We start from the raw sequence: 12,695 nt of genomic DNA, 5'->3' as shown, positions 1-12,695 counted from the left end.
TCCCTAAAAATAAATCTCAGCTCACTCGGCATTTTTGTTTAAAAAACGAACGTAGTTCACAATAGCCCACCGGGTATCTTCATCACGAACTTGGTTCGCATAAGACCCCATCACACCTTTTCCCTCGGTGATAAAATGAAAAATGAGGCCATCTTTATAACCCTTAACAGCACTAGATACCAATGGCGGTGGTTTTAAAACCATGGCCGCAGCCACTGGTCCGTCACCACGCCCGCCGGCGCCGTGACAAACACCACAATAAATTCTGTAGTGCTCCTCACCTTTGGTGATCATTTCTGGCGAAAGGTCCCCAGCAAAAGGGTTTTTCAGATTTTGCTCGGCGGCCGCCGGATTGCCAGCATACTTGTAAGGCTTGTGATTCATGGGAATGGTATTTTCTGGCGGAACCAACTGCCCCGGCACACCTTCACGCTTTGGATCCCAATCCTGGGCCTTCAGCGAATTCTGGTCCATCATGGCCTGCACTAGCTCAATATTAGTTTGATTTTTACCACCATTGCAGCCCTGTACAGCCAGCGCAATAAGGAGCGTCCCTGTGGCTTTTATCCAATTTGTTTTTGTCATCATTAAAACTCCGAGCTGCGCACTTCATCGGCGCCCAAATCTTTTAACAGGGATTTCACTTTTTCAACGTCAAATCCTGAATCGTCTTCGGGCACAAACAATGCAAACTTATGGCTAGTTAAGTCAGGATCAATAATGGCCGGATCTACCTTAGGTAGCCCACAAACGGCGATCAAGGTTCCCACAGAGCTCAAAGCGGCAAACAAAATGGTGCACTCAAAGATCACCGGTATAAATGCCGGCAATGAAAACATGGGCTTGCCGCCAATAATCAACGGCCAATCCACCGCTGATGTCCACCACGTAAACCACAAGCCAAATGTACAACCCAACAATCCAAAGGTGAATGTCACCCAGGGAATGAAAGACCGCCCAATCCCCATGGCTTCATCAATTCCATGCAAGGGAAATGGACTAATGGCTTCAAACTTTTTAAATCCGGCTTTTCGAACCTGTGCAGCTGCTTTTTCAAGAGCGTGCTCATCCAGCCAAATACCGGCAACCCCTTTTTTAGCTTTGGGTCGAAGCAATCCCTGAACTGTTGCTAATAGATCAGCCATGGTGGCCTCCGTCTTTTCCCACATAAAGTACCGGCTTTACCTCAGCAATGGATATGGCCGGCAACGTGCGGATATAGATCAAGAACAAGAAGAAGAACATTCCAAAGCTTCCGATCAATGCTCCAAGGTCAAAGATGGTCAAATTAAACATGCCCCAACTTGATGGCAAAAAGTCCGCATGCAATGAAGTGACCACAATCACATAACGTTCAAACCACATTCCTATGTTTACAAATATAGAAACCACGAACATCAATGGAATACTTCTTCGCGCCCATTTGAACCAAAAAATCTGGGGTATGAACACGTTACAAGTGACCATGATCCAATATGACCAACCGTAGGCACCAAAGGCTCGGTTTAGAAATATGGCCCCTTCATAGGGAGCGCCTGAATACCAAGCAATGAAAAACTCAGAACCGTAGGCATAACCCACCATCATGCCCGTAGCCATGATGATCTTGTTCATGTTTTCCATGTGGTTCAAGGTGACATAATCAGAAAAACCTGGAATCAACTTTCGCAGAATCACCATAAGTGTGACGACCATGCCAAACCCAGAGAAAATCGCGCCGGCCACAAAGTACGGCGGGAAAATCGTGGTGTGCCAACCCGGCAACTGCGAAACAGCAAAGTCAAAGGATACAATACTGTGAACCGAAAGCACGAGAGGCGTGGCTAAGGCTGCAAGTAGCATGTAGACCATTTCGTAGTGGTTCCAGTTACGAGCCGTCCCTCTCCAACCCAATGAAAGCGCTCCATAAATGGCTCTTCGCCATTTACCCTGAGACCGGTCGCGAAGTGTCGCTAAGTCTGGAACCATTCCGATGTACCAAAAAACAATAGACACCGTGGCATACGTTGAAACCGCAAACACGTCCCAAACAAGCGGTGATCGAAAGTTCACCCAAAGCGGTCCCCGTTGGTTTGGGTATGGCAGTAGCCAATACCCCAACCATGGACGGCCCGTGTGCAATATGGGAAATGTCCCCGCCACCATAACGGCAAATACGGTCATCGCCTCAGCGGACCTTGCAATGGAGGTTCGCCACTTCTGCCGAAAAAGATAAAGAATGGCCGAAATCAGTGTGCCCGCATGACCAATACCAATCCAGAATACGAAGGTGATGATATCCGTTCCCCAGCCCACAGGATCATTCACACCCATGAGCCCCATTCCTTTGGCCACGATAAAGCCCATGGACAAAATATAAATGGCAAATAAGCTTTTTGCGCCAAGAAGGGCCGCAAAGTACCTACCCCCTGGCATAGACTCGGTCAGCCGACTGATGTCATCCGTGATGTCTTTATAAGTCTTGTTGCCTAAAATAAGCGGCTCTCGTTTTATCATGCGTGTTCACCCTGTTCATGGTGTCCGTGACCACCTTTAAGTGTTTTTGCATTTCTAATGTGAGTTTGATAGCGAACAGAAGGCACGTTGTTCAACTCTTCAAGCAACGAATAAGTGCGTGCATTCTTAAACTCTTTTGAGACCCGACTGTTTTCGTCGTTCATGTCTCCAAAGACAATGGCCTGAGTGGGGCAAGATTGCTCGCAGGCCACTTGCACATCGCCATCACGAAGATTTCGACTTTCATTTCGAGCCGTCTGCTTAGCTTGCATAATTCGGTGAGTACAGAATGTGCATTTTTCCATCACCCCTCGAGAGCGAACGGTGACTTCAGGATTAAGGGCCATATGCAAAGGTGATCGCAGATTCGTGTAATCAAACCAATTGAACCGACGCACTTTATACGGGCAGTTGTTGGCACAATACCTTGTACCTACACAACGGTTGTAAATCATATCGTTGGTGCCTTCAGACCCATGAGTTGTGGCGGCCACAGGACAAACTGTCTCGCAAGGAGCGTTGTCACAGTGCTGGCACATCACAGGCATAAACACTGAGTTTGGATCTTCCGGCTCACCCACATAGTAGCGATCCACCCGAATCCAATGCATTTGACGCCCCTGCAGAACATACTTTTTACCCACAACCGGAATATTATTTTCTGATTGGCACGCCACCACACAAGCGGCACAACCTGTGCACTTGGTGAGGTCAATGGACATACCCCACTTGTGGCCACTGTATTCGTGCTTATCCCACAAACTAAAGATTTTATGTTTGTGAATTCCCGCACTGGCGTCATGTTGATATTGCTCGTTGGTGGCCTCATTCACAATGGCTCGAGGTTTTGAATCAAATGGACCCTGCATACTGTGGTGACCTTGAGTGTTAGCAAGCTCCACTCGCTTACGACCCGCCACCGGCGAAAGTTTTGCCGACAACCCGGAGGCCACAGCCCGGCCATTTTTATAAGCCACAACTTGAAATGCATTGGCCCCGACACCATTGCCCACTTCTCCAGCGGCGGTCCGACCGTAACCCACAGCAAGACCCAACACGCCGTCAGCCTGTCCCGGCTGCACGTGAACCGGAGCTTCCACAGCCCCACCTGCCGTTTGCACTTGCACTACCTGACCTGCATGCAGGCCGAGTTCTGAAGCTGTTTTCATAGACACGGTCACATAGTTGTCCCAACAAATCCGAGTGACAGGATCAGGCAACTCTTGCAGCCAAGGTACGTTGGCAAGACTGCCGTCGCCCAATGCCACGGTCGGGTAAAGCACCAACTCGAGCTCTGCTCCGGGTTGAGACGAACTCACCTCAGACAAGCTAGCCCGTCGAAAGGATCGAGCGCTGCCATTTTCGCTCATTTCTGAGTGAGAACGCACTCCATTTTGCAAAAGATCGACCCAAAAATCTTCAAAAGATAAACCATGAGTTACTGCGCTATATAAACGATTTTTCCAGTAGCTTCGCAAATAATCATACCAACTGTCAGCGGCCAATGATCCTTTGCCCACTCCCGCACTGGCGCTCCATTTTAAAAGACTCTCTTCAAAGGGTCGCGTGTTATTCAACGGCTGAATAGTGGGTTGTTGAATGCTATAAACACCCGTGCTGGCTTCAAGATCACCCCATTTTTCTAAGGTGTGACTATCTGGGGCCACGTACTCCGCATAAACTCCTGTTTCATCAATGCGGTCACCCGTGTAAACAACCATCTCAGCATTTTTTAAAGCATCAACAAAACCCGACTGCGCGCCCAAGGAGTAACCAGGGTTCACGCCGTGAATGATCACTGTCTTTATGGTCTTTGCGTTAAGGCCATCTACAAGGTTCTTAATATCAGAATGAGAGCCGGCCGATGCTGGATAGGCATTTTTGTAATCCACGGTGCGGCCATCATTTTCAAGCACCGAATTTAAAAGATTCACAGCCACTTGAAGACCAACAGCTGAAGCTGTTTGCGATTGGAGGCCGCCTGCAACCACAAGACTTTCGCCTCTATGAGCCCAAAGACTTTCAGCCACTTCGCCAATCACTTTCTTATCGACACCAAGATGTTGTATGGCACTCTTGTGCGATGAGATCGCCTGCAACACCTGCGAGTCACCGGCAAAACTCGAGACGCCTTTAACTACCAACAGATGTTGAAGAAGCGCCATCACCACAGTCACCTGCTGAGAGGGCTTAATTCGAAATCGCTCGTCCGCATTGGAACCCGTCAATGAAAGCAGTGATTCAAATACAACCAGACGACTCATGCCTTCACCAGGCGTGCGTCCACTGGCAAATGCCCGGTTGAATTCTGCTGGCGACAGATAAGTCCCCAAGAAGTCGTTATCAATGGCCACAATCATTTTTGCTCGATCAAAACGAGGGCGCGGCAAAATATCATCACCATAGGAAAGCTTTTGCCCCTCTCGCTCAGCCTCAAAACTCAAGGCATCCCACTGAAAGTGGCGACCATTTGTGGCGCGTACGAAGTCGCCAACCAAAGCTCGTGTGGAGGGAGAAAACTCACTGGCCGTCAATAAAGCCACTCCACCTTTTTGCAATTGCGCCCCGACGGCCTTGTCCAAATCCTCCCAAGTGACATTGATCGTGTCACGGTTGGTTTTTGTCTTATTTAATAGGTTTCGCTTGGGGCCATTCATCCGATCTGGATCATATAGACTTAAAATTTTCGCATGGGCCCGCGCCGTCATCCCACCGGCATTCACTGGATGATTTTTGTTTCCATCTAGTTTGATAGGGCGACCTTCTCGAGTGGTCACCACTAATCCAAAGGCATGATGCCCATCCACCATGGACGAAGCATAGTAGTTAGCAATACCCGGAACCATTTCTTTCGGTCGTTTGGCATAAGGAACGATCTTTTGGGCGGGCCTTCGCACACAACCAAAACTACTAAGGGCAATTCCTGCTCCCATTAATTTCAAAAACTCGCGACGGGCCACGCCACCTTGAGGACCACTCTCATCTTCTGACAGCGGGGTCGACAAAAATTCTTTTTGCACCATCGCCTGTGTTTCTGGGTCGTTGTACCACTCATCAAGACTTAACCAATATTTCCGTGAACTCTCTATTGAATTGTCTTTCATAACTCTACTGTTCCTTAATATTAGTAGTGGCAGGTTCCACAAGTTACCGCAGCATTATTTTCTTTTTCACGGTGGCAGTTCACACACCAGCCCATGGACAAACTCTGCACTTGTTTGACCACTGGCATTTTTTCAACCTCACCATGACACACGGTGCAATCTTTCCCGGCCTGAATGTGGGGCGCATGGTTAAACTTCACGTGGTCTGGCAAAAGGTGAACCTTTTTCCATTCAATGGGGGTGCTTGCCGCATAAGAGGCTTGAATTTTTTGAACATGTTCGCTGTCGAGCTTCACGGCAATGTGACAGTTCATACAAATATTCAAACTAGGCACAAGAGCATGCCGCGTGGAGGTCACTCCCACATGGCAATATTTGCAATCGATCTGAAACTTGCCCGCATGAGTTTCATGCGAAAAGGGAAGGGGTTGATCGGGCTCATAACCTTGGTTGTATCCCAGCACCATATTATTGGTGGCCAAAGACCACACAAGAAATATAACGCCGCCAAGTATGACAGCTGTTAAAAACGCACCAACGAACTTCTTAGCCATAGCTAACCTATTCTTTTTGTTGTTCAAATGCCGCATCACAATGCTGAAAAGCCGATGCCATTCATTTGTGCTTATAGTTTCTTTATAAAGATCAATAAGTTGTAATTGGCAGATTTTTTTTTGTCACCCATTGAATCAAAAATTTTTGGATGTGTCATAAGCGGAAAGAATGCCTAAAATCTACGCAGCAATTCAGTCCAATAAATACTTATTTTTAAAAACATGAACCGGGCTTGAAACTCGCACTCCCCAAAGTCCAAGGGGGCGGGGCCGTTGAGCCATGCGTTCGCGTCGTGCATGGCGTATCCGGGTTGCGGCACCCGAAGGGTGACGCAATCCGAAGACGACATGCGGCCGAAAGCGCCAGCATGGCTCAACGGCCCCGCCCCCTTGGACTTTGGGGAGTGCGAGTTTCAAGACTTTCTACACCGATGACTATGATTTTGATTTTAGTCGGCTGTTTCTTGTTACCGATACGAATATTACAAATAAGATGTGGGCTACGACAAACGCAGCCACATATTCAACACCACCTGCGCCAAAACCATAGGTGTGCAAACCCGCGCCCAGAACAAAGTTCACGCCGTACCACGCCATGATCACCAAGGCGAACGTGACAATAGACCACACCGCCAGACCAAAATCACGAACCCAACCGATCAGTCGACCATGCAAGATGGCCAAATACCCCAGCAGAGCGATCAGCGCCCATGTCTCCTTCGGGTCCCATCCCCAAAAGCGACCCCACGAGTAGTCAGCCCAGATTCCCCCGAGGATGGTTCCGGCAGCGAGTAACACTACCCCGATTTGCATGGACCGATAAATGGCCAATACACCTTGCTTGATTCGGTCTTTAAAGCGCGATTCATCAATATAATAGTAGACCAAAAGCAAATCGCCCAAAAGAAACGCCAAGAAAAAGGCCGCATAACTCAACGTAATGATGAGTACGTGAGTGGTTAACCAAAAGTTATCACGCAACACTGGCTCCAGGGGATCCATTGACCCATCAAGTACGGCGGGCGCCATATCAGACAATATCAAACACAAAATAGCGACCACACCTGATGACAGTAGCACGATTCTAAAACGATAGATGGCCTCCAGAATCATTGCAAAAACCACAGCCCCATAAGCCACCCAAGTCACTGATTCATACATATTGGTCACCGGAGGCCGCCCTATAATATAGCTACGCAAACCAAAACCATAGGTATGTAACAATAGACCCAGAACAAAAAATCCCCACCCCGCAAAATAATAACGGCGCTTGGGCGAGACCATAGCGAAGGCCATAAAAATCACACCCATTAAATATGCCACCCATGCCCATCGAAAGGGATGAAAATGATTGTAGTGGGTTTCGGCATGAATCAACGAAGAGTCGGCATACTTATCAGGGAACTCATCTGCCGCCGCCTGCATGAACTCCTGCACACGGTCAGATAATTCTTTTTCTGCAGCCACTACAGCCTCTGAATTTTCTGAATGTTGACGAGCTGATATGGCCCCCACAAAGGCTTTTGTGATTCGGCCAAAACGCTCCTTCCACACGCCATCTAATTCATCCACGGGCAACCAATTTTGCCCATCCTTTGCCGGCAAAACGCGCATGGCCTTTCCCAAACGAACAGCATGAAACATGGTGATCTGATTTTCTAGAGTTTGAATGGCCTGAAAGTAGGGATTGAGTTTTTCTCGGGTCTCTTGTTTGGTTCGCAACTCTTGAATGACTAACCCCACACGCTCATTGCGCATCAACTCTTGAGGTGAATAATGAAGCCGTTTGTTTTCTAACTGAAGAGCTTCTCGCAATCCACTGTGACGGATATGTACAATGGGGTTTTTTTCCCACTCTTCTGGTACCAACATCCAAGTGAACACAATTTCGCTGGCGTCATGTTTTTCACCGTCGGGCGTCTTGTATTTTTGTTTTCCAAAGACCAACTCTAAAGATTCTCTAGCAAAAGTATCAAATGGCTTTAAGCGGCCGCCATCTTGAACGGGTAGTGATTTTAGCGCCTCCCCCACACTGGCCTGCACCCAACTGCCGCAAAAAAGAACAAAAAATATAGTGATTGCAGAAATGAGGGATCTCATCAGGCCGCTCCTTGGGTTGCCTTCTTAGAACTTGAAGCTTTCAACTTCATGCGCTTGAAGTAGAATAAAATGATAGAACCTAAAACGATCAAAAACGAACCCAGATTTTTCACAGGCCTTCCAGGGTCTTTGTTCACTGACAAAATTGAAGCCGTTGGCTGACCTCGCTCGTCTTCAGTAAAGCTAGCCTGATAAAACGTAAAACCCCTGTGCTTTAAGGGATTGTTCATCGAGATTTCTTGTTCACCGAGGCCTTCCACTTCGACATCACTGGAATAGGATGCGGCCCTCATTGTTCCCTGATAACGACCCACCTTAAACTCTTTAAGCCCAATACCAAATCCTAGCGGAAGCCGCTTTTGACCAAAAGAAACCCAATAGGCCGTGTTGCCGGAGAACAATCGAAGCGAAGAATTTTGACCAATCCAATGTTTTTCACCCTTATATTCCACCTGCACAGCAGGGGTGGTTAAAGGCGTCGGGCCTTTTCGATATTCAAATTGAACATCTTGCCGAGCCTGGGGAAGATATTTTAAAAACCGAAGCTGCAAACCCATCCAGCCCGTCGCTATTGTGGTTCCGGCTTCTACTGTGCCACGATTCACTTTACCCGGTTGGCTTTCGGTAAAAATAGCGTATTTGATTTTACCTTGGCTGTCAGGTTCAAGAATAATTTCATTCCCGCCTTGGGATTGGTAACTGCCATCGCTTAAAATAATTTTAGCTGGACCTAAATTAACCACTTCGTAGGGTTTTGATTTTCGACGAAATATCCACTCGCTGAAACTCACCCTTTCGTTTTGCAGTTGAACACGAAGGGCCGGTCCATCGCTGGCATCACTAGATCCAACAACTTGCATTTTCGGTAGAGAGTAATGGTAGTAGTCAGTCACCACCAACGGTTCTTTTCCCAATAAAAACTGAAGCGGATGGTCTTTTGGGGACTGCAATAAAAAATCCACATCGCGGTGATGAAGAGTTGTGGGTTCGCCATTTTCAAATGAGGCAAAAATTCGCAGTTCAGTTTGATCCACAGTGATCCAACGGTTTGTGCCCCCGTCCATTTCCAATGTCATCGACCCGTCAATACCCCAATACCGCGTCATCAACGAGCCCAAAAGTAGCAAAATGATCCCAACGTGCGCCAATACGAAGCCCATGTGATGACGCTTCCATGGCCAACGGTCCACCATCACATTGACGAGGTTTATGCAGAGCAGGCCCAACACAAAATACATATAGGGGCTGTGATAAACCAACTTCTGCGCCACCTTCGCATCATAGTTGGCCTCATATATGGTTCCCACTGCCGAAATGATTCCCAGAGATAGAATCACAAGGACTGCCAACTCAATGGAGGCTAAAAACTTAAACAATCGCTCAGACCAAGTGAGACGGGAGTATTTCTTGATTATCTGCTTCAAATGCCAATTCCTTTTCAAAAATAAGACGAACCTTTTATTTTAGGTTCGACTCCAAATCTTCACCCGTCACAACCTGCCAATTCACAAAGGCCATATGGTGACCCTCGCGAGCTTTGATAAAAGACAACTCGGCCCTCTCACGTGCGCCCTGTAAAGCCACAATCTCTTGACTGCGTACGCGACCCGTTTGAAAACTCGCAAACGCTTGATCGTAAGCTAAGGTAGACAACCGAGCAGCCTCTTTAGCTTTATCCAACACACTTTGAGACCTCACGACAGCATCATAGGCATCTTGCAAGTTCACATCTAAAGTTCTTCGACTTTGCTCCACGGCTTTTTTTGCTGCAAATACACGCTCACCGCTCGCGCGTCGATCATTTAACGAGGACAGACCTGAAAACAACGGAACCTGCAGCCCCACAGTGACTGTTTTGGTTTGCGAAGACTCATCAAAGAGAGTGTCGGTCTGACCACTTTCATATCCTAATGAGGCTGATACTTGAACTGATGGCCAATGCTCCCCCATAGTCATGGATTCGTTGAGCTCTGCCATTTCTAGTTGTGTTCTTGCCGCAAGGTAATCGGGTTGATTTTGTGTGGCCCGAGTCAGCCACACGGCCAATGTCTCGGGTGGTCTTTGATGCACTTTAGGCCATTTTAATAGATCGAGCTCTGCACTTGTGGCTGATGGAAGTTCCGAATTCAAATTACGGAGGGCACTTTCAAGGCCCCGCTTAGCTTCAATCAATCGACTTTCGTAACTCACTTCATCAGCTTGCGCCTGACTCAATTCGAAATCTAAAGCAGCTCCTCGTTTTTGCTTTTTTGTTGTCACCTCAACATACTGCCTTTGGGTTTTTGCCGAAGCCTGCAACACCTGCAGCGTATCGCGCGCGCTGAGGTAAGCAAATACCTTGCGTAAAAAACCCGAGACCAAATTGTTTTTAGACACCTTTAAATTGTGTTTTTCATATTCCGCACTCACCTGCTTGAGTTCATAGCCCTTCCATATACGGCCTCCGGCAAACAGAGTTTGCTTTGCCGTAAATGCGGCTGAATAAGTGGTCGACGGAAATAAACTGGAGTAGCCCCCAAACAACGCTGAGTATTCTTTATCTTGCATCCCCAACTGAAGCTCTACTGAGGGAATAAAGTGGGTTAACGCCTTTTTCGCTTCTTCTTTTTCGGCATTGTATTTGGCTTGTGCCGCCGCCCAAGCCGGACTGTCGGCCAAAAACCGATGGGTCAATTCGCCCCATTGACTGGACTGTTGAGAAAAAGCCGCCGCCTGGTAAAAAAGAACGAATAACCAAACGGCATATTTTATTTCACTGACTCCTAGAAAGATTTTCATTCTTCGTATTCCTCGGGTGCTAAAAAAAAAGTTCTGCCAATACAAAAAGCAGCACCCCCCAACAACTAAAAGCCAAATTACTAGCGCTGCAAAAATCCATTGAGAGTCCCATGGTAGTGCAAGTCGTTGGCTCGCACAATCATCACACGCTCTCCGGCCCTATCCCGTCTAGCTTTTTTCAACGACACGCAGCAAAACCGCTCACCAAAATATATGATGCCGCTCATTGAGCCAACGGTGACTCTTCATAAACCATCAAATATGAATTGTACGGCTTTTTCTATTTTTTGTTGCACCTGCTTAGAAGGTTCTGAAAGTAGCTGCTTAGTCTCTTCGTTCATGTAGAGTGAGCGATTGAGCTCCACTTGAATCGCATGCTGCCCCAAGTCAGGCTTGCCATAAACTTGGGTCACTCGTCCACCTTTGTATGGCCAATTATAGGCCACCTGAAATCCCGCTTGCTTGTATGCCTCAATAACCAAATCCTTGAACCGACTCTCACAACTCTGGCCATCCACATCACTAACAACCACCTGGGCCCTGACTTCACCCGGATCCCGATGGGCTGAAGTTCCCATGGATGGCATGCTGTGGGCATCCAACTGGTAGATTTTTTCATGACCTTGCCCCTTAAATTCCGCATACTTTTTTTCCACCTGATGATGAAAGGGCCAGTAGTAATCCCTCACCAACTTCTCATGCAACATTTGAGGTATGGGCTTTTCTATTAAAACTTCCCCCTTTGTTGTCTTCACCCAATGCAAGCCTGTGGTAAAAGTCCCCGAAGGATTTTTGCTTCCTTCCACAGAATCAGCATCCACATCCTCAGGCAAACGATTTAAATCCACCACATAACGGTGCCACTCCGTCGCAATGGATGGCACCGAAACAAATTTCAGGGCCGGCTGGTAAAGTTTATCCACAAAACGATCTACATCTCGCATCAGCACAGGTTCACTCAGGCCACTCAACCAAGTCACCTCTGGCGGCACTCTCTCACCCGAGTGGGGAATGGAAATAAAAAACGGTTTCATATTTCTACCCTCTTTGATTAAAAAAAAGTCCTACGTTTATTAATTTTGTGTTTTACTCAAACCAATGGCAAAGGTTTATACGCGCACAGGCGATCAAGGTACCACAGGACTCATCAGCGGCACACGGGTGTCTAAAACAGACCTACGAATTGCCGCTTATGGCACCGTCGACGAGCTCAATGCCGTTCTGGGTCTAGCTTTGAGTTATTGGCAACAGTCCGCCACAGAAAACAAAAATGAGGTGGAGAGTTGGATTTTGAAGGTGCAAAACCAATTGTTTAACTATGGGTGCCATTTAGCTTGTGACAAAGATAGTCTCAAAGCTTCACTGCCGGCCGTAGATGCGGCTGATGTGGAGTGGCTAGAAAAAACGATTGATCACTGCCAAGAAGCCCTTCCGGAACTCAGGGAGTTTATCATTCCTGGCGGGGGCAAGACGGCATCCACCCTGCATTTGGCGCGCACAGTGTGCCGCCGAGCAGAAAGAGTCACACTTGAAGCTTTTGGGATGGGCGGCGAGGCCGATCTCACCCTGCAATACTTAAACCGATTGAGTGATTGGCTTTTTGTATTGGCCCGGTACTGCAATCATATTGAAGGCATTACCGATAGAACCTGGAAAAAATAAT

Annotated in this window: 11 protein-coding genes; 1 reads left to right on the top strand and 10 read right to left on the bottom strand. The window is 47.6% G+C overall.

Annotation, left to right across the window (positions count from 1 at the left end):
• Positions 1-21: 21 nt before the first annotated feature.
• From H6626_01150 to H6626_01105, 10 genes are all read right to left on the bottom strand, one after another.
• Positions 22-588, bottom strand: a complete 567-nt coding sequence (locus H6626_01150; protein ID USN47730.1) for a cytochrome c — start codon at positions 586-588, stop codon at positions 22-24.
• The gene (locus tag H6626_01145; protein USN47729.1) at positions 588-1,145 is read right to left on the bottom strand and encodes a DUF3341 domain-containing protein; all 558 of its coding nucleotides are present in this window, start codon (positions 1,143-1,145) and stop codon (positions 588-590) included. Before H6626_01145 ends, H6626_01150 begins: the two co-directional genes overlap by 1 nt.
• Entirely contained in the window at positions 1,138-2,496 is a 1,359-nt protein-coding gene (nrfD, locus tag H6626_01140; protein ID USN47728.1) for a polysulfide reductase NrfD, read from the bottom strand. The genes H6626_01145 and nrfD overlap by 8 nt, the downstream gene beginning before the upstream one ends.
• Positions 2,493-5,600 carry a TAT-variant-translocated molybdopterin oxidoreductase gene (locus H6626_01135; GenBank protein USN47727.1) on the bottom strand — a complete coding sequence of 1,036 codons (3,108 nt, stop codon included), beginning with the start codon at positions 5,598-5,600 and terminating at the stop codon, positions 2,493-2,495. Before H6626_01135 ends, nrfD begins: the two co-directional genes overlap by 4 nt.
• A gap of 20 nt (positions 5,601-5,620) precedes the next feature.
• A complete protein-coding gene (locus tag H6626_01130; protein USN47726.1) occupies positions 5,621-6,154 on the bottom strand; it encodes a cytochrome c3 family protein in 534 nt (177 codons plus the stop codon).
• Positions 6,155-6,589: 435 nt separating this feature from the next.
• The gene (gene ccsA, locus H6626_01125; protein USN47725.1) at positions 6,590-8,254 is read right to left on the bottom strand and encodes a cytochrome c biogenesis protein CcsA; all 1,665 of its coding nucleotides are present in this window, start codon (positions 8,252-8,254) and stop codon (positions 6,590-6,592) included.
• Positions 8,254-9,678, bottom strand: coding sequence for a cytochrome c biogenesis protein ResB (locus tag H6626_01120; protein ID USN47724.1), 1,425 nt, complete (start codon positions 9,676-9,678; stop codon positions 8,254-8,256). Before H6626_01120 ends, ccsA begins: the two co-directional genes overlap by 1 nt.
• A gap of 34 nt (positions 9,679-9,712) precedes the next feature.
• The gene (locus H6626_01115; protein ID USN47723.1) at positions 9,713-11,032 is read right to left on the bottom strand and encodes a TolC family protein; all 1,320 of its coding nucleotides are present in this window, start codon (positions 11,030-11,032) and stop codon (positions 9,713-9,715) included.
• A gap of 80 nt (positions 11,033-11,112) precedes the next feature.
• Positions 11,113-11,259, bottom strand: a complete 147-nt coding sequence (locus H6626_01110) for a hypothetical protein (protein USN47722.1) — start codon at positions 11,257-11,259, stop codon at positions 11,113-11,115.
• A gap of 18 nt (positions 11,260-11,277) precedes the next feature.
• On the bottom strand, positions 11,278-12,051 hold the full coding sequence (locus tag H6626_01105) for an N-formylglutamate amidohydrolase (protein ID USN48917.1): 774 nt from the start codon (positions 12,049-12,051) through the stop codon (positions 11,278-11,280).
• Between the two features lie 79 nt (positions 12,052-12,130).
• On the opposite strand from H6626_01105, the gene H6626_01100 reads away from it, so the two are divergent.
• A complete protein-coding gene (locus H6626_01100; protein USN47721.1) occupies positions 12,131-12,694 on the top strand; it encodes a cob(I)yrinic acid a,c-diamide adenosyltransferase in 564 nt (187 codons plus the stop codon).
• Position 12,695: the final 1 nt, after the last annotated feature.

This window comes from Pseudobdellovibrionaceae bacterium (genome assembly GCA_023898385.1).
Lineage (GTDB): Bacteria > Bdellovibrionota > Bdellovibrionia > Bdellovibrionales > UBA1609.
Note: the sequence above shows the minus strand (reverse complement) of the source record. Positions and strands in the feature narration are given on the sequence as shown.